Genomic DNA, 17,353 nt, shown 5'->3' with positions numbered 1-17,353 from the left:
ACGCGCCCGCTCCTTCGACGCCCGTCGTAGTATGGCGTGCCGGCCCTGATCGCGGAGGAGGAGACCACGTGGCCCGACCGAAGAGCACCCCGCGCACCGTGGACAACCCCTCCGTCTCCGAGGTCACCCTCCAGCAGCTCCTCGAAGCGGTCGCCGACCCCGTTCGCCGCTCGGTGATCGCCCAGCTCGCCATCGCGGGCCACGACCTCAGCTGCGGCACCTTCGACCTGCCCGTCTCCCGCTCGACCGCCACCCACCACTTCAACGTGCTCCGCGAAGCCTGCGTCATCAGCCAGCACTACCAGGGCACCACCAAGATGAACAGCCTGCGCCCCGACGACCTCGACGCCCGCTTCCCCGGCCTCCTGCGAGCCGTCATCGACTCCTGTGTCCGCGAAAGCGGCCAGGTCGCCCAAGCCCGCTAGGGCGGCGCCGGCAGCGGCCGGCACCGGCTATATCGGGGCGCGGTGGTAGCGCTCGGCCTGGGCCTCCGCCTCGGTGCAGAAGATCACCGAGTCCAGCGGCGTCACGCTGTAGTAGTCGTCACCGGGCAGCCGGTAGCTCCTGGCGGCGGCGAAGTCCGTGGCGACGAGGGGCAGGCCGCCGCACCTCAGCACGTGGATCGGGTAGCTCGCCATGGCGTGGGTGAGCGGGAAGACGAGCGCGATCCCGTACACGATCACCGCCGCGATCAGGGCGCGGACCCAGTGCGTCGGCACGCGGAGCACGGCGAGCGGGATCAGGGCCACGACGAAGGCCAGCACCATCAGCACCAGGAACCAGAACGAGAACACCCACCCCCGCCGCCAGCCCAGGACGATCACCATGAGGGCCAGGCCCAGGAGCGGCAGGCCGAGGACGAATCCCGCCAGCCAGGCGGTCGCGCGGGCGAAAGCTGCCATATCCCAGTGTCTCCCGGGGACCGTCGCGAGCCGATGGGGTTCCCGATTCTTCCCATCGCGCTCGGGTACGGCATGCTAATGATCTGTAAGCGTCCGCCCGGAGGCAAAGACGCGGTCATCCGCCCACCCAGCGGTGATCACCCAAAGCCATAGCGTGACTACTCGTCGTCAATCGAAGGTTGTGAGACTCATCGAGACGCATGACGGAGGTCTTCGATGCCCTACTTGACCCAGCTCGCCGACGTCGCCCGCCGCACCGGCCACCCGGTGACGGAGGTGGCCGGCTGGAGGACGCGCGGCCACGGTCCCCAGCCCGAGGTGCAGGGCATTGTCTGCCACCACACCGCGGGCCCGGCGGGCGGCGGCGACTACCCGTCGCTCGCCGTGGTGCGCGGCGGCCGGCCCGGGCTCGACGGGCCGCTGTCGCAGTTCGGGCTCGGCCGGTCCGGCCGCATCTACGTCATCGCCGCCGGGCGCTGCTGGCACAACGCCCCCTCGACCTCGCCGCGACACGACAACTCCAGCTCGATCGGCATCGAGGCCGAGAACAACGGCTCCCAGCCCTGGCCGCAGGCGCAGCTGGAGGCGTACCGGCGGCTGTGCGCGGAGCTGTGCCGCGAGTTCGGGCTGCCCGCCTCGCGCGTGAAGGCGCACCGGGAGGTCAACACCGCCAAGCCCGACCCCCACTCCATCGACATGAACGACTTCCGGGCGGCGGTCGCCGCCCTCATCACCGGCGCGCCGGCGCCGGGACCATCCTGGACGGAGGAGATCGTGAAAGAACTGCCGCTGATCCGGCTCGGTGACGACAACTACGACGTCAAGACCGTCAGAGGCTGCCTGTTCGCTCGGGGTCACGTGCCTCCCGCCGCGTACGCGAGCATCGAGGACGGTCTGGAGGGCTGGCTCAAGTCCACCCGCTGCGACACCGGCCTGATCGAGCTCGTCCGCGGGTTCCAGCGGGCCGAGGGCATCGGCGAGGACGGGCTCGTCGGACCGAAGACGTGGGCTCCGCTGCTGCGCGTGTAGCCCGCCGCCTGGGCATCCCTGGTGTCCAGCGTCATCGCGCGGCCCCGGTCACGCCGTCCACCTGCGCGGCGACCGGGCGGCCGTCGGGGCGCGCCGCCAGGGCCATGGCCACGCGCTCGACGCTCCCGGACGTCGGCGATCAGGCCCGGTCGTCGCCGAGGATCGGGAGCCTGGGGAACGGAGCGGGGGACGGCGATCAGCGGGCGGCAGGCGACGGCGACGGCCGGTGTCAGCAGCGCGTCATCGACCTGCGGGTGGCCGCAGCGCGATAATGCCTTGCTCAAAGGCGGTTTACCAGGGCGTTTGAGCGAGTCAGCCGGGGTAGGTGCGGATCGTGCGACGGGTTCAGCGTGCGGCTGGACTGTTCTCCGTGGTTACCGGCCGCTCCGACACGCCAGTGCGGAGCGGCCTCCGCGGGAAGAAGGGCTCGCGTCGACCGGTGAGCGAGCACGGCCCGCGGCGGGGATGTCCGGACTGAGCCGGTTGCGACCGGGGCCGGGCACGTGGCCTCGCCGGCTCGAAACCGTCGACCAGCTCGTGTGATGTCGGCGCTTCAGACGAGCGCAATCAGCGTGACGAGGCAGCCGAGGATGGGTGCGGGGCGACTTGGGCGTCCTTTGCGGAGAGCCGGCCGGCGGAATCGGCCCGCGTTGCCGGGGTCTCCGATTCACGCCGGGTGAGCACCAAGGGAGCGTCCTCGGTGATGGCTACCGTGTGCTCGGAGTGGGCCGTGCGCGAGCCGTCCGCCGACCGGATCGTCCAGCCGTCGGCGTCGTAGACGATGCGGTCGGTCGTGCGGGCGAACCAGGGTTCGATCGCGAGGGTCAGGCCCGGCCGGAGCGTGAGGCCACGCCCGGCCCGGCCCCTGTTCGGAACGTGGGGCCCCTCGTGCATGGTGCGGCCGATGCCGTGGCCGCCGAACTCGGTGTTGACCGGGTAACCGTAGTCGTGGGCCACCGCCCAGATGGCCGCCGAGATGTCACCCAGGCGGTTGCCCGGACGTGCCACCTCGATCGCCGCCTCCAACGCTTCCTCGGTGGCGCGGACGATCCGCAGGTCCTCCTCGGCGGCGGTCCCGACGACGACCGTGCGCGCCGAGTCGGCCACCCAGCCGTCGACGCTGACCGCGAGGTCCGCGCTGAGTACGTCGCCGTCACGCAGCGTGTAGTCGTGGGGCAGGCCGTGCAGGACGGCGTCGTTGACCGACAGGCAGATGACGTTGCGGAAGGGGCCGTGTCCGAAGGACGGCGCGTAGTCCCAGTAGCACGACTCCGCCCCGCGCCGTTTGATCATGCCGCGTACGTGGCGCTCCAGGTCCAGGAGGTTGACGCCCACGTCGGCGAGCCGGCCGACCTCGGAGAGCACCTCGGCGACGAAACGCCCGGCCACATGCATGCGTTGGATCTCCGCAGGCGTCTTCAGTTCAATCATGATTACCTCACGTCACAGGGTGCTGGTATTATTATACCGGCACCCTAACATCTTCCGGTATAATAATACCAAACCCGATCCCTGGAGCATGACCCCCGCCAACCGTCGGTAGCCACCCGGCGCGGCAACGACCTCCGACTGGAAGCCGCCTCGCCGCCGCCGATGCGCCCGCCCCCGGCCCCCCGTGAACACCGGCCCACATGGCCGCAAGATCCACAGCTGGGGCCGTGCCCGGTTAAATCGATGGCGCACCACTGCTCGCGATCGCATGATGGCTACTGACAGCGACGACTCAGATTCACGGAGTGTTCACGTGCCCAGGATTCGTACCTTCATGCTCGCCCTCGCTCTCGCCCTCGCGCCGCTCCCGCTCGCCGGACCGGCACGCGCCGCCGACGGCTTCGACAGATGCCCGAACGGCCATTTGTGCCTGTTCAGCGAGTTCGACGGGAACGGCACCATCGCCTGGTTCCGGTCCGGCGCGCCGAACCTGGAACCCTTCGGCGTCAAGGACGCCCGCTCGGCGTGGAATCGGACGGGCCGTTCGTTCTGCCTGTACGCGTCTCCCAACTACGAGGTGCACAACGCAACTGTCCCCCCAGGCCACAAGGAGGGGCTCAATCCCGAGATCGCCTACAACTCCGTGCGGGCCTGCTGACGCCTGGGTGAGATCACGGGAAGGAAGGGACGTGGCCGGCTCGGTTCGCATGAGGTGCCGACCCGCCTGACAGCGTTCCCCGTATCAGCCCGTGAGGACCCATCGGCCGCGGTGTTCGCCGGCGCGGAAGGCGCGGTACGCGTGCGCGGCCTTGTCCAGGGGCACCGTGTCCGCCCGGCGCGGTTCCAGGATTCCCTGCGCGGCCAGCGCCAGCATCTCCCCCAGGAGGGTGCCGTCGGGGACCACCACCGCCGAGGTGACGGTGATGCCGCGTACGGACGCGGGTTCGAGGCCGGGGAAGACCCCACGTACGCGCCGTGGTCGCGGACCGGCCGCAGCGCCGCCTCGTTCAGCAGGGCGGTGTCCAGCACCGCGTCGAAGCCGGTCGCCCGGTCGAGGGTGGTGATCGCCTCCGCCGCTCCGGCCCTGGTCAAGAAGTCCTCATCCGTCGCGCGGGCGAGCCCGGTGACTCTCCAGCCGGCGCGCGCGGCGAGCGCGACCGCGTAACCGCCGACCCCGCCGGCGGCGCCGGTGACCAGCAGCCGCCGGCCCCGGGACGGGCCGAGCAGGGCGAGGAGCTGCGCGGCGGTCAGCGAGTTGAGCGGAACGGTGGCCGCGTCCAGCAGCTCGACCCCGTCCGGGACCGGCGCCGCGTCGGCGGCTGGGACGATCACGTACTCGGCGGCCGTTCCCGCGGTGGCGTGCGGAGCGTGCGGGAAGTGGAGTGCCGCGACCGGCGTGCCGAGGGCGAGGTCGTGGACGCCGGGCCCCACCATGTCGACGACGCCCGCCACGTCCAGCCCCAGACCGCCGCGCGGTGTGGGACCGTCTCCGCCGGCCGCACCGCGCGAGGCGTCGATGATGTGAAGATCGGCCGCGTTGATCGCGGCTCCGGCCATCCTGATCCGGATCTGCCCGGCCGCCGGCTGCGGATCGGGCAGATCCACCACTTCCACCTCGTCGTCCGAACCGGGGTGAGCGGTGACGATCGCGCGCATGTCAGTGACTCTCTTTCTCGTATGGTCGTTCGGCCGTACGCCCGGCCCGGCGGGCCGACTCGTCAGCGGTGGCCGTGGCCCTGGAAGTGCTCGTCCAGCAGCGGCTTTCCTGCTCCTGACAGCCAGCCGCCGAAGTCCAGCAGACCCGGGTGGAGCTTCCGCAGCGCGGGGATGTCGGCCTGCCAGTCGCAGAACGACGTCGTCCCTCCCGGCCCGGCGGGAGGCGGCGCCGGCAGGGCCACGTCATGTCCGGTCGCCCGGCCGATCGCCGAGGCGATCACGTGCGGCGCCAGTTCGTCGCCGGCCAGTTCCAGCACCCGGCCCAGGAACCGGTCGGGGTCGGCGAAGGCCAGCGCGGCGAACGCGCCGATGTCCTCGAGGGCGATGAGCTGGACCGTCACGTCGGCCGGGAACGTCCGGATGAGGGAGGCCGCACCGTGGACGCCGTACGTCGGGTCGGCGAAGTTCTCCATGAACGTCACCGGGCGCAGCACCGTGGCCGGTACGCCATGCGCTCGGATGTACTGCTCGATCTCCCACTTGATCTCCCAGTGGGGAATGCCGGTGGCCCGGTCGGCACTGGCCACGGACGCGTAGACGAGGTGCCGGACGCCCGCGGCCATCGCGGCGTCGACGACGTTCAGCCCGCGTCGCAGCTCGTTCTCGGCGTAGCCGGGTGCGACGAAGGCGGGCTGGACGCTGAACACGCCGTACGCGCCGCGGACGGCGGCGTCGATGCTGTCCCGGTCGTCCATGTCCCCGACGATCAGCTCGGCGCCGGCGCGGGCGAGACGCGCCGCCGCCGCGGCGCCTGGGTGCCGGACCAGGGCCCGTACGTGCCGGCCGTCGGCGAGCAGGCGCCGTGCGGTGGCGCCGCCCTGCTGCCCGGTCGCTCCCGTGACGAGGATGGGGCGATTTGCCGTGATCATGTCTGCTCCATGGGTACGCTGGTCAGCAGCGCGGAGCACCGCTCCGCCACTGTCGTGGAACAATACGGAGCACTGCTCCGTCGGTCAAATCATCGAAGGAGAGCACGTGGCCGGCACATCCCGGGCCGACGTACGACGCAACAGAGAACGACTGCTGGCCTCGGCCCGCGACGCGTTCGCCACCGACGGAACCGACGCGTCGTTGCGCGAGATCGCCCGGCGAGCGGGGGTCGGGATCGGCACGCTCTACCGGCACTTCCCCACGCGCGAGGCTCTCCTTGAGGCCATCCTCGACAGCAACTTCGACACGTTGCGCGAGCGCGCCGAGCAGCTGCTCGCCTCGCCGTCGCACACGCCGCACGAGGCGCTGCTGACGTGGCTGAACGACCTGGCCGCCAGCACGCGCACCTATCAGGGACTACCGCAATCGATCATGACGGCGCTGGCCGACGAGAGCTCCGAGCTGTACGTCTCGTGCGCCGCCATGCGAGCCTCCGGCGCCCGGCTGCTGGAGCGCGCGCAGGAGGCCGGGCAGGTGCGCCCCGACCTCACGGTCTATGAGGTGATTGCGCTCGCCATCGGCCTGGCTTGGGCGGCGCAGCAGCCAGGAGGGCCGTCGGACCTGATGGAGCGCCTGCTCTCCACGGCGATGTACGGACTGGCGGCGCACGGGTAGCCCCATGCGGGTCCGCGCCGATCGGCAGGACGTGGCCCTAAGCAGCGGCTCCACGCTCGGCGGCCGGTTCTGCCACCGGTAGGCGGAGCGCGAACCGCGCGCCGGCGGGGCAGTCCTCGACGGTGAGGGATCCGCCGTGCGCCTGGCAGGTCTCCCGGCTGATGGCCAGCCCGAGCCCGCTGCCGCCCGGATCGAGGCGCTGGCTCTCCGGCAGCCGGACGAAGGGGTCGAAGATGCGCTCGCGATCTTCGGTGGCGATGCCCGCGCCGTCGTCCTGCACCGTCACCACGGCCTGACGGTCCACCTGCTCGACAGTGACGTCGATGTGGGTGCGGGCGTGCCGGCACGCGTTCGCCAGAAGATTGGTCAGCACGCGGCCCAGCTGCACGGACGAACCCCGTACGGTCGGGCGGCATGTCGCCCGCAGCCGGACCGGGATGCCGTCGCGGGGCAGGCCGGCCACCTCGTCCTCGACCAGGGCGGCCAGGTCGAGCGGTTGGTACGCCTCAGGACGGGCGTTCTGGACCCGGGTGTAGGCCAGCAGGTCGTCGATGATCGCCTCGAGGCGTTCCGTGCTGCGCAGCGTGTGCTGGAGGGCCGCGTGCGCGTCCACGTCGCCGGGATACATGAGCGCCTCCTCCACCCGGGTACGCAGCGCGGTGACCGGGGACCTCAGCTCGTGGGAGGCCAGGGCGGCGAAGCGGAGGTATGCGTTCACCGCCTTCTCCAGCCGATCGAGATAGGCGTTGGAGGCGCGGGCGAACTCGGCGATCTCGTCATTGTGGAGCGGCGCCGGGACGCGCATGGTCAGGTCGGTCGCCGTGGCCTCGCGCATCTTCGTGCTGATCGCCTGCACCGGACGCAGGGTCCGGCCCACCACGATGTACGTGCCCAAGGCGGCCGTCAGGGAGGCGACCAGGGCCGCGACCCCGAAGCCGGCCTCCAGGTAGCGCCTGGCCAGGGCGGGAGGCTCCACCGTACCGGCGTAGATGTAGTGGGGCTCGCCCCTCAAGGGCACATCGGGCATCTGGCCCTCAAGTCGCAAGGCCGTGACCAGAAGGCACGTGCCGTCGTCCCACGGCGGACACACCGTGAAGTCGTGCATGCCATCACCGGGGGCGGGCATGAGCGTGCTCAGCGGGGCCTTTCCGGCTGCGGCGGCGTTGGCCACCACCACCTGCCCCCGGGAGTTGACAAGCTGGAGATACCGGACGCGCGCGCTCGGCCTGGGCGGCGGGATGTGACCGGGCCGCATCCTGCTGACCCAGTCGACGATGGCCATGTGGACGCCTTCGGCGAGGTCAGCCGCGATCCTGTGGCGGATGCCGTAGACGGCCAGCGCGCCGACCGCGCTGAGGAGCGCGAGGAACAGTGCTCCGACCGCGAGGGCGAAGCGCACGCGGATGGACTGCGGGTACGGCCAGCGCCGCCGGTTGACCATCGGTGACATGCGCCCCCTCTCCCACTGCCCTCCGCGCGCGCACGGTTGCTCGAAAGCGGCGGTTGCGGCGGCCCCCGCCTGGACGGACGAAGGCGCCTCTCCGGAGCGGCGGCATCGGCTCGTCAGGGGACCCGGCGGACCACACTGTGACGGTATCCGCAGTCTCCGTGATGTATGCGAATGCTTGTCCTACTGTGACCGTGTGCGTGGGCAGTGATGGAGCTCATCAGGCGATGGCGTGGACGGGGATGTCGGCGGGAGGGCCGGACGGCGGCCCTCCCGCCGACGGCGTCACTTCAGACCGAACGCTCGGGTGATGGTCTGGGTGACGGTGTTGCCCCGGGTGTCGCCGGCGGCGGTGCGGAGCGTGACGAACGAGGCTCCGGCGGGGGCGTCGAGGCGGGTCCGCCAGCCGTCCCTGCCCCGGTCGAGGCGGGCCTGGTGCCAGGTCGTCCCGTCGTCGTAGGAGACCTCCAGGGTGAGGGTGCGGAGGTCGCCCGCCCCCGCCACGCCGTCGAGGTGGGACGGGACGACGGTGAGGTCGGCGCGGCGGCGCGCCTTGCCGGCCACGTCGGTGTCCACGGCGTAGTCGAGCTGGATCAGCGGCAGCCGCTCCACCGCGCCGGAGGCACCCGCCTCGGAGGTGAAGCCCCACTCGGTGCGGGTGGCGGTGGAGTAGGGGTTCGCCCAGGTGCCGCGGGAGTTCTCCGACACCAGGCGGTACGGCAGCCGTTCCGGCCGCAGGCCGCCGACGACCAGCTGGTCGTAGGGCGCCTCGCCGAGCAGGCCGTCACCCTGGTACAGCTTCAGCGAGTTGGACACCATGCTGTTGAGGAAGGTGTCCCCGATGTGGCCGGCTCCCGAGTCGCCCCAGCCGGGCAGGACCACCTGCAGGGTGTCGTCCAGGCGCAGCGGCGACGTCCCGGGCTCCGAGCGCGGCCGGTGGACGGGGCCGAACCAGTGCAGGTCCGTGCTGGTGCCCGCCCGGTACGTCACGGGACGATCGCTCTGCTGGCCGACCTCGCGGCTGATCGCCGCCCTCTCGTGCCAGCGCACGCCGGCCGTGACCCAGTCGGTGCGCTCGCCGATGGCCGGCGCCTCCGAACCGGCCAGGTTCGTGGCGGAGGTGTACCCGAAACGCCAGTAGTCGTGGCGGGCCTCGATCACCCTGGACTGCCGGTAGTTACGGAACGAGACGTCCACCCGGGCCAGGTCCTTGGCCCTGGGCCGGTACGTCGGGTCCGCGGGCACGGCGTCCTCGAAATAGTGGACCAGGTCGTAGACGTACTCGGTGGTCGGGTTCGACGTCACGTCGAGCAGCGTGCGCCGCCCGCGCTGGATCTGCGCGATCAGCTGCTCGCCCTCGTCGAGGCCCAGCGAGGCCACCGCCAGCGGCGCCAGGTTGGGCGCTCCGTAGAGCGGGTCGTTCCAGGGGGTGATGCGGCCGGGTCCGTCGTTGACGACCAGCAGCAGTTTCGCTCCCGCTGCCGCCGCCGCGGCGGCCTGCTCCTCGCGGCCGACCGTGCCGTTGTTCCGGACGACCACGGCCTTGCCCGCGGCACCCTTGGCCGGGTAGGCGGCGGCGTCCCCGTCGCCGGCGAAGATCGCCTCGAGTGTGTGGCGGCCCTTGGGCAGCGGGGCCGCGCCGCGGTGCACCAGCGCGTCGTCGAAGACGTGATCCGAGGTGGAGACGGTCAGGGCCGGCTGGTTCAACCGCCAGTGCCCGCCGACCTCGAACTCGCCCACGCCCACCTTGCCGCCCGTCGGCAGCGTCCAGACGCTGTCGTACGACGCGTCCGGCCATCGGCTGCTGGCGGTGTAGTCGTCGTCGGCGACGCCCCGGTAGACGTCGACCCGCATGCCGTCCAGGGAGCTGGGCTTGGGGGTGACCGCGGTCAGGCGCCGTGCCTTGCGCGCGTCGATGACGACGGTGCGATCCCGGTCGAGTGGGATGTCGGTCACCGTGAGCAGGCCGAAGCCGCGTGAGTGGGGACCGTGCGCGCCCTCCACGTCGGCGTCCAGCCAGGTGGTGTAGGTGCCTTCGGGGATGCGCACGCTGCCGGTGCCGGACTCGTCCAGGTAGAGCGGGGCGAAGAACTTCTTGCCCGTCAGGATGAGCTCGCCGCCCAGCGGCCGGCCGGCGCGGTCCTTGGCGGTGAGGGTGAGGACATGACGTGCCCCCTCCTCCGCGGCGCCGATGAGGGTGCGGGCCCGCGGTGTGCCGGAGGCGTCCGTGGCCTCGACCGTACCGGTGACCGTGGTGTCGGCCGGCACCTCGTCGTAGTGCGCCGTGACGCGTACGGTGGCCGTGCCGTGCGCCGGGACGGTGATCTGCCGCTGCGACAGCGTGAACGCGTCCTGCGGCGCGCCCGTCACGCGGGTGGTGAGATCGAAGGTGACCGGAGTGTCCCCGATGTTGGTGTAGGTCACGTCCTTCGTACTCGTGGCGCCCGGTTCGATGGGGTAGGCGTGGTAGCCCGCGAACGCGCTCGCTGTCGCGAAGACCGTGGCCGCGCTGGTGGCGGCGATGTCCAGGCGCCCGCTGCCGGCCTCGGCGGCGGTGTAGCCAGGGGTGGGCTTGGCGGTGCTGACGAGGGCGTCCTTCAACTGGCCGCCCGTCCAGTCCGGATGCCGTGCCGCCAGCAGTGCCGCCGCGCCCGCGACGTGCGGCGTGGCCATGGAGGTGCCGCTCATCGTCTGGTAGTGGCCTTCGCCCTCCGCGGCGTACTGCGAGCGCGCCGCGAGGATGTCGACGCCGGGAGCGGTGATTTCCGGCTTGAGTCCGCGGTCGCCCGCGCGCGGGCCCCGGCTGGAGAAGTCGGCCAGGCGGTCCGCGCCGTCCACCGCGCCGACGGCGAGGGCCGCGTCGGCCGCGGCGGGCGCGCCGACCGTGAAGCCGGTGGGGCCGGAGTTGCCGGCGGCGATCACGAACAGGGCGCCCGTTTCGGCGCTGAGCTGGTTGACGGCCGTGCTGAGCGGGTCCGTGCCGTTGGTGGGTCCGGCACCGAGGCTCATGCTGATGATCTTGGCGCGCTCGGTGCGGGCGGCCCATTCCATGCCGGCCAGCACCCAGGACTCCTGGCCCTCGCCGGCGTTGTCCAGAACCTTGCCGACGTGCAGACGGGCGCCCGGGGCGACGCCGAGCTCCTTGCCTCCGGAGGCGGCGCCGGTGCCGGCGATGGTGGAGGCGACATGGGTGCCGTGCCCCTGGCCGTCCTCGACCGTCTGGTCGGGGACGAAGGTCTCGGCCCGCGCCACGCGTCCGGCCAGGTCGGGGTGAGCGGTGTCGACGCCCGAGTCCAGGACGGCGACGTCCACCCCTTCGCCGGTGTTGCCGCCCGCCCACACCTGGGGCGCGCCGATCTGGGCGGTGCTCTCGGCGAGCTCCGCCCGTACCTTGCCGTCGAGCCAGACCTTGGCGATGCCGCCCGAGAGCGCCGGCTCGGCGCTCGTGCGGCCGGAGGCGTCGGGGACGCGGGCGTCCTTCGTGAGCGCGGCCCAGAACCCGGCCGAGCGGTCGGCGTCCACGGCGGCGCCCTGGATGCTGGACAGGGCGCGCACCTGCCGGGCGCCCTGGGGCAGGGCCGAGGTCCGGGCGCGGGCGGCGGCGTCGGTGTAGGCGACGATGAGCGGAAGGCGGTCACGCCGCGCGTCGTCGTATCCGTCGGCCAGCAGCCGGGTGACGTTGAACAGGTCCCGGTCCAGCAGACCGGCCGCCAGGTACTTCAGGGCGGACCGGGGGTAGACGTACGTCTCGCCACCTTCCGCGTGCGTGACGGCGTCCACGGGGCGCCCGTCCGGGTTCAGCACCGTGCGGGTCACGCCACCGTCCGGCGCGGTCGTGACGGTCACCTTGTCACCGGTGATCAGGGTGACCGTACGCGCGGGAGCGGCGGCGGTGGAGGGGGATAACGCCGGGGTGGCGGTCGAGGCGGCGCCGGCGGGCGGAACGGCCGCGAACGCGGCCAGGATGATGATCGATGCTGCCAGCACGTGCTTGTGCCGGGATGAGAGTGACAAATGTGCCTCTATGGTACGGAAGGGATAGAACCGGAGGAAATTTTAGGGAAGCGAAAGCGATCTTGACCAGGCGCTGTAAATCCCAAAGCCGTATCACATACGCAACAGATAGCGATCTTGCCGGGTGATCGGGTGACGCGTCAGCGGCGTCAGCGGCGTCAGCGGCGTCAGCGGCGTCAGCGGCGTCAGCGGCGTCAGCGGCGTCAGCGGTGCAAAGGTGTCCAGGTGCCGTGCGGTGCCGCCCGCAGAAGCGCGGACAGGCCGGCTTCGTGGAAGGCCAGTTCCAGGTCGGCCAGTCCCTCGGAGAAGTGGGCCCAGCCGTCGTAGTGGGCCGGAATCACCAGATCCGGGTCCAGGACGGCAGCGGCGGCCGCGGCCCGCCGGCTGTCGAACGTCAGGGGGCGCCCGCCGAACTTCGCGGGTACGCGGGCCGCTCCGGCGTGGAGCAGGGCTACGTCGATGTCCGGCAGGCGGCGGGAAATCTCCGCCACGGTACGGATGGAGGCGTTGTCGCCGCTGATGTAGATCGTGGGGAGTCCCGCGCCGGACAGGACGAACCCGGTGACCTCGCAGTTGACGTTGCCGTCGGCATCGCGATCGCCGTCTTCGGGGCCGTGGACGGCGGGGACCGCCTGGACGGTGAGATGGCCCGCGCCGTCGCCGCGGAGCACCTGGTAGCTGTTCCAGCCGGCGAGGCCGATCGCGGGGGGACCGAGTCGCGCCGCGGAGAGCGGGCCGGTGATGACCAGCGGGGCGGTTCTGGCGAACACGCGTCCCCGCTCGTCGAAGTTGTCCGGGTGGCCGTCGTGGCTGACCAGTACCAGGTCGATCGCGCCCAGGGCGTCCTCGGCGACGGCGGGACCCGCCGTTTTCGTCAGGTATCCATGCGGCCCGGCCTCGTCGAAGGTCGGGTCGCTGACGATGCGCAGGCCCCCGATGTCGATGACAGCCGTCGGCCCGCCCAGGACGGTGATCGCACATTCCTGCCGGGACAGCCTGGTCGTGGTCATCCGATCAGCTCGAACGGTCGCGGGCCGGTGACGGCACGGTGGGCACGCGCGCTCACGACGGGAGCTCTCCCCCGGCCTGCTCGCGTACCAGGTAGTCGGCGTACCAGTCCGGCCAGTCGGGGTCTTCGGCGCCGGTGCGGGCCTCGTGCTCGCCGTGCGCGGCCGCGGCACGGCGCAGCGCGTTCGCCAGGTCCGAGGCGGAGGCGTACGTGGTGGCCGACGGGTCCACCCGTCCCGGGAGCCGGGTGGTGACCTCCTGCAGGACCCAGCCGTTGCCGTCCGGATCGCTGAACGACAGGAACGAGCCGTAGCTACTGCGCTGCGGATCCGGGCCGGGCACCCGGGCGTCGGTCCCGGCGTGGTGGAAGACGCCGCCGGCGTCGTGGAAGACCTCGCTGGGTCCGGCGCCGAGCCGCTCGAGCTCGTCGTGGGCGGCGGCGATGTCGTCGACGATCAGGTGCAGGCCCTGCGCCGAGCCCGGCGCCTGGGACGTCACCGACGTGCCGAAGATGACCGACGCCGGCGAGCCGGGCGGGGTCACCTGCACCACCCGGAAGTCCCCGCCGGTGGCGAGGTCGGCGTCGAGTCGCCAGCCCAGCGCCGTGTAGAAGTCCTTGGCCCGGTCGACGTCCGCGACCGGCACCACGACGACTTCGAGTTTCATGTCCATGACCTGCGCCTCCTGCGCTCGTGCCCAACGCCGGGACGACGGGATTCGTGCAGTCTGCCCCCGGGTGATCCAAGGAAAACTCCCTGGTCACCCAAGGTCAGCATGCGTCGCGGAAGCCGGTGGAGCGCCGGCTTCATGCGTGCGCCCCCGCGAATGCGGCGGTGAGCTCCCCGGTGGTGGTGATGGCGTGGGCGAAGGTGGGGCCGTTCAGCTCGTGGGCGGCGTGCATCATCTCGGGGAGGAACGCCGCGGTGGCGTCGCGCACCAGCGTGACGTGGTAGCCGAGTTCCATGGCGAATCGGCCGGTGGACTCGATGCAGGTGTTCGCCAGCAGGCCGACGAGCACGACATGGGTGATGCCGTGCTGCTTGAGCTGGAAGTCGAGGTCGGTGTTGGCGAACCCGCTCTGTGCCCAGTGCTCCCGGGCCACGACGTCGCCGGGCTGCGGCTGGAAGTCGGGGTGGAACTCCCCGCCCCAGGTTCCGCGGGCGAAGCTGTGCCGCTCCATGATGGCGCGCTGGGTGGGGTTGGGGTGATCCCATGTCTCGTAGTCGCCCGGCTCCCAGCGACGGTGCGGAACGATCATCACCCGTACGCCTGCCTCCCGGGCGGAAGCGATCACGGAGCGCAGGTGGTCCAGCAGTCCGACCTGCTGCGCCACGGACGCCACGCGCGGCCAGATCTTGCCGCCCTCGGACAGGAAGTCGTTGTAGGGGTCGACCAGCAGCACGGCCGTGTGGCGTGGGTCGTACGCCTGGGGCATGGCTCCTGCTCCTCGCTCTGGGCGACAGAAACATCCAGCCCAAGGATCATTCTCATCATCCGCGGAATCAAGAAAGCCCTGGTCAAATACCACTTTGCGCAGATGTGGACGATGCTCACGGCCATCCGGTTGCCCGGTGATTCCACTGCGCCGCTGGCGGCGACCCGCGGAGGCCGGCCTCACCAGGCCGCGGCCCGCCGCGCTCGCCGAGGGCTCGGCGACGGTGGAGCGGGCCACGCGAAAGAGCGATCAGAATCCGCGGGCCGGCCTCACGGGCCGAGGCGATGCTCACCCTCAGCGCCCTGGTCGGTGCGGCGGGCCGAGGCGACGGATCAGGGACCGGACGGCCGGCCGAGGCGACGGATCAGGGACCGGACGGCCGGCCGACCGGGTCCGACAGTGCGGCCTTGACGCTCCGGCTCTGCTCGTCGGCCAGAACCTCGAACTGGTCATGGATCAGGGCGTCCATGGTCAGCTCGGCCACGGTGCCGGCGCTGATCTTCGGGGCATCGGTCCAGGCGCTGAGATCCGTGTCCACGAAACCCGCATGCACCCCGACCACCAGGGTTCCCTGCTCGCCCAGCGCCTTGCGCAGGGCGTCCGTCAGCGACCACTGCGCGGCCTTCGAAGCGGCATACCCGGCGAACTGCGGCTGACCGACCCAGGACGCCACCGAGAGCATGTTGACCAGGGCTCCGCCCCCGTTCCTGGCCAGGATGGGAGCGAATGCGCGGGACACCGCCCAGGTGCCGAAATAGTTGACCTCCATCGCCTGGCGCGCGCCGTCGAAGGCGCCCTCCATCAGCTTGGTGCTCGCACCGCCGATCCCCGCGTTGTTGATCACGATGGAGACGTCGCCCGCGGCAGCCGCGGCAGCCGCGACGCTCTCCTCGTCGGTGACGTCCAGGCGCACGGGAACGACGTCGGCATCCGGCACGCTCGCCGGGTCGCGGACGCCGACGTAGACCTTCGCCGCACCGTGGTCGATGAGCGCGCGGGCGAACGCGCGGCCGATTCCGCGGTTTCCGCCCGTGACCAGGGCGACCGATCCCTTGATTCGCATGGTTCTTCCTCATCGTGCGCTTGTCATGCCCGCATGCCGTGCGGGCCGGCTTGGGCTTCCCCGGGCCGTTCCGAACGGCATCGACGCTTCTGAGGCGCCATCCTAACGCCTGAGTTTATATTTTCAACTCAGGCTCGGATGCCAACGCCCCACCGCACGAGGACGTTCCCCGCCGCGCGCGAAGCACCTCGCGCCCGCGCGACGACTCGGGGAAGCGGTCGAGCATGGCGCGCAGCTCGGCTGCGCCGACGTTCGCGCCGAACCGCCTCGCCGGAGCCCGCGATCAGGACGTGGTAGCCGGCCGCGACCGCGAGGCGGGCCAGGACGGTGCCGACCTTGCCGGCGCCGAGGATGCCGATGGTGCGAACGTCGCCGGGTTTCATGGTCGCTCCAGGTCGCTGTCGGGTGGCGTCATCGTCCTGCCCGGAGGTGAAGCCGCTCATCTGGGTGCCTTGTTCGAGGTGTCGTGCGGGATCGGGCGTCAGGAGCCGACCGTGTCCGCGGCGAGCAGCTCGCGTACGCGCGGGGCGACCTCGCGGCCGAGCAGCTCGATCGTGCGGGCACGGGCGTCGCGAGGAAGGTGCATGATGTCGTACTTGAGGTCGAAGCGGCTCAGGTGGAGGTCGCGGACCATCCGGACGATCTTGCGGGCGACCGTCTCCGGCGATCCGACGAAGAGGGCGCCGTGCTCTAGCTCGGCCTCGTACCGCTCCCGGCTTGGCGCGTAGAAGCCGCGCTCGGCCGCGAGCGCCGCGACGACCGGCTGCCAGGACGACCACCAGGTCTCGACGGCCTCCTCGTCGGTGTCGGCGACGAGGCCGAGCGAGTGCTGTCCGATCGGCAGCTCGGGATGGCCGAAGCGCTCGAGCGCCTTGAGGTAGAGCGCGACGTTCCTCGCGAAGCGCAGGGGCTGTCCGCCGATGATGGCCATCATGAGGGGCAGGCCGTGGCGGGCGGCGCGCATCACCGAGTCGGGGCTGCCGCCCACGCCGATCCAGGTGGGGATGCCGCCCGGGCGCATGCGCGGGTGCAGCCGCTGCCGGGTGAGGGGGGTCCTGACCGTCCCCGACCAGGTCACCTCCTCCTCCCGTTCGAGCCGCAGGAACAGATCGAGCTTCTCCTCGAACAGCCGCTCGTAGTCGGCCAGGTCATAGCCGAACAGCGGGAACGACTCCGTCGCGGAGGCGCGGCCGAGCACGATCTGAGCGCGGCCGCCGGACACCGCGTCGAGGGTGGAGAACTCCTGGTACAGCCGGACCGGGTCGTTCGTGCTCAGCACGGTCACCGACGTGCCGAGCCTGATGCGCTCCGTGGCGGTGGCGATCGCGGCGAGGAGCACCGGGGTGGCGGAGTCGTTGTGCCCCTCTCGGTAGTGCTCGCCCACGCTGAACACGTCCAGCCCCACCGCCTCGGCCAGCCGGGCCTCCTCCACGATCAGGCGCAGGGTCTCGGCGTCGCTGAGCACGCGCCCGCCGTCCGTCGCGACCTCGCCGAACGAGTTGAGCCCCAGCTCGAAATGTGGGTGTTCGACCCTGCCGACGCTCACGGTTCCTCCTGCTCTGTGGTGTTCCAAGGTGATCGACGCCCAGCGCGGGCGTCGCGGTGGGATGCCGGGTGCACCGGATCTCCGCGGGCGGTGGTGCCGTGCCGGCCGGGGTGTGTGTGGGGGGAGTGCCCCGCCCGCTGGGGGGGCAGCGGCCCGCGGGGGGCGGGGGCGGGGGCCGGCGGCCGCGGCCGCCCCCGGACGGGCGGGTGGGGGTGGG

At 71.7% G+C, this 17,353-nt stretch carries 16 protein-coding genes and 1 pseudogene; 4 read left to right on the top strand and 13 right to left on the bottom strand.

The features are described 5' to 3' along the window. The first annotated feature begins 68 nt into the window (after positions 1 to 68). Complete coding sequence (locus AB0J69_RS27025) at positions 69 to 425, top strand: ArsR family transcriptional regulator (protein ID WP_364122579.1); 357 nt, start codon at positions 69 to 71, stop codon at positions 423 to 425. A gap of 27 nt (positions 426 to 452) precedes the next feature. Here the strand turns inward: AB0J69_RS27025 and AB0J69_RS27020 are convergent, their stop codons facing one another. Next, on the bottom strand, positions 453 to 902 hold the full coding sequence (locus AB0J69_RS27020; RefSeq protein WP_364122577.1) for a hypothetical protein: 450 nt from the start codon (positions 900 to 902) through the stop codon (positions 453 to 455). Positions 903 to 1,118: 216 nt separating this feature from the next. Here AB0J69_RS27020 and AB0J69_RS27015 point away from each other — a divergent pair, with 216 nt between their 5' ends. Further along, positions 1,119 to 1,931, top strand: coding sequence for an N-acetylmuramoyl-L-alanine amidase (locus AB0J69_RS27015; RefSeq protein ID WP_364122575.1), 813 nt, complete (start codon positions 1,119 to 1,121; stop codon positions 1,929 to 1,931). A 567-nt stretch (positions 1,932 to 2,498) separates the two neighbouring features. On the opposite strand, the gene map is transcribed toward AB0J69_RS27015, so the two are convergent. Then, positions 2,499 to 3,362: a type I methionyl aminopeptidase gene (gene map / locus AB0J69_RS27010; RefSeq protein ID WP_364122573.1), complete on the bottom strand. Its 864-nt coding sequence runs from the start codon at positions 3,360 to 3,362 to the stop codon at positions 2,499 to 2,501. Positions 3,363 to 3,675: 313 nt separating this feature from the next. Between map and AB0J69_RS27005 the strand changes: the two genes are divergently transcribed. Then, positions 3,676 to 4,020 (top strand): peptidase inhibitor family I36 protein, encoded by a 345-nt coding sequence (locus AB0J69_RS27005; RefSeq protein ID WP_364122571.1) that lies wholly within the window; start codon positions 3,676 to 3,678, stop codon positions 4,018 to 4,020. 84 nt (positions 4,021 to 4,104) lie between these two features. Here AB0J69_RS27005 and AB0J69_RS27000 read toward each other — a convergent pair whose 3' ends face one another. The 3 genes and pseudogenes from AB0J69_RS27000 to AB0J69_RS26990 form a co-directional block, all read right to left on the bottom strand. Then, positions 4,105 to 4,236 (bottom strand): hypothetical protein, encoded by a 132-nt coding sequence (locus AB0J69_RS27000; RefSeq protein ID WP_364122638.1) that lies wholly within the window; start codon positions 4,234 to 4,236, stop codon positions 4,105 to 4,107. Positions 4,237 to 4,805: 569 nt separating this feature from the next. Next, positions 4,806 to 4,919, bottom strand: a pseudogene (locus AB0J69_RS26995) (hypothetical protein); the annotation flags it as partial. Positions 4,920 to 5,080: 161 nt separating this feature from the next. Beyond that, a complete protein-coding gene (locus AB0J69_RS26990) occupies positions 5,081 to 5,947 on the bottom strand; it encodes an NmrA/HSCARG family protein (protein WP_364122569.1) in 867 nt (288 codons plus the stop codon). Positions 5,948 to 6,053: 106 nt separating this feature from the next. Between AB0J69_RS26990 and AB0J69_RS26985 the strand changes: the two genes are divergently transcribed. Continuing rightward, positions 6,054 to 6,623, top strand: coding sequence for a TetR/AcrR family transcriptional regulator (locus AB0J69_RS26985; RefSeq protein ID WP_364122567.1), 570 nt, complete (start codon positions 6,054 to 6,056; stop codon positions 6,621 to 6,623). A 37-nt stretch (positions 6,624 to 6,660) separates the two neighbouring features. Here the strand turns inward: AB0J69_RS26985 and AB0J69_RS26980 are convergent, their stop codons facing one another. The 8 genes from AB0J69_RS26980 to AB0J69_RS26945 all read right to left on the bottom strand — a co-directional run bounded on the left by AB0J69_RS26980 (position 6,661) and on the right by AB0J69_RS26945 (position 17,136). Beyond that, a complete protein-coding gene (locus tag AB0J69_RS26980) occupies positions 6,661 to 8,073 on the bottom strand; it encodes a HAMP domain-containing sensor histidine kinase (protein WP_364122565.1) in 1,413 nt (470 codons plus the stop codon). A 282-nt stretch (positions 8,074 to 8,355) separates the two neighbouring features. Next, on the bottom strand, positions 8,356 to 12,084 hold the full coding sequence (locus tag AB0J69_RS26975; protein ID WP_364122563.1) for a S8 family serine peptidase: 3,729 nt from the start codon (positions 12,082 to 12,084) through the stop codon (positions 8,356 to 8,358). A gap of 203 nt (positions 12,085 to 12,287) precedes the next feature. Then, the gene (locus tag AB0J69_RS26970) at positions 12,288 to 13,094 is read right to left on the bottom strand and encodes an MBL fold metallo-hydrolase (RefSeq protein WP_364122561.1); all 807 of its coding nucleotides are present in this window, start codon (positions 13,092 to 13,094) and stop codon (positions 12,288 to 12,290) included. A gap of 52 nt (positions 13,095 to 13,146) precedes the next feature. Beyond that, on the bottom strand, positions 13,147 to 13,764 hold the full coding sequence (locus AB0J69_RS26965; protein ID WP_364122559.1) for a VOC family protein: 618 nt from the start codon (positions 13,762 to 13,764) through the stop codon (positions 13,147 to 13,149). A gap of 133 nt (positions 13,765 to 13,897) precedes the next feature. Further along, on the bottom strand, positions 13,898 to 14,527 hold the full coding sequence (locus tag AB0J69_RS26960; RefSeq protein ID WP_364122557.1) for an isochorismatase family cysteine hydrolase: 630 nt from the start codon (positions 14,525 to 14,527) through the stop codon (positions 13,898 to 13,900). 364 nt (positions 14,528 to 14,891) lie between these two features. Next, entirely contained in the window at positions 14,892 to 15,590 is a 699-nt protein-coding gene (locus AB0J69_RS26955) for an SDR family oxidoreductase (RefSeq protein WP_364122555.1), read from the bottom strand. A gap of 128 nt (positions 15,591 to 15,718) precedes the next feature. Further along, positions 15,719 to 15,973, bottom strand: coding sequence for an NAD(P)-binding domain-containing protein (locus AB0J69_RS26950; RefSeq protein WP_364122553.1), 255 nt, complete (start codon positions 15,971 to 15,973; stop codon positions 15,719 to 15,721). A 98-nt stretch (positions 15,974 to 16,071) separates the two neighbouring features. Next, positions 16,072 to 17,136, bottom strand: coding sequence for an LLM class flavin-dependent oxidoreductase (locus AB0J69_RS26945; protein WP_364122551.1), 1,065 nt, complete (start codon positions 17,134 to 17,136; stop codon positions 16,072 to 16,074). Between the last annotated feature and the right edge of the window lie 217 nt (positions 17,137 to 17,353).

The sequence above is a fragment of the Nonomuraea sp. NPDC049709 genome, from assembly GCF_040674815.1.
GTDB lineage: Bacteria > Actinomycetota > Actinomycetes > Streptosporangiales > Streptosporangiaceae > Nonomuraea.
Note: the sequence above shows the minus strand (reverse complement) of the source record. Positions and strands in the feature narration are given on the sequence as shown.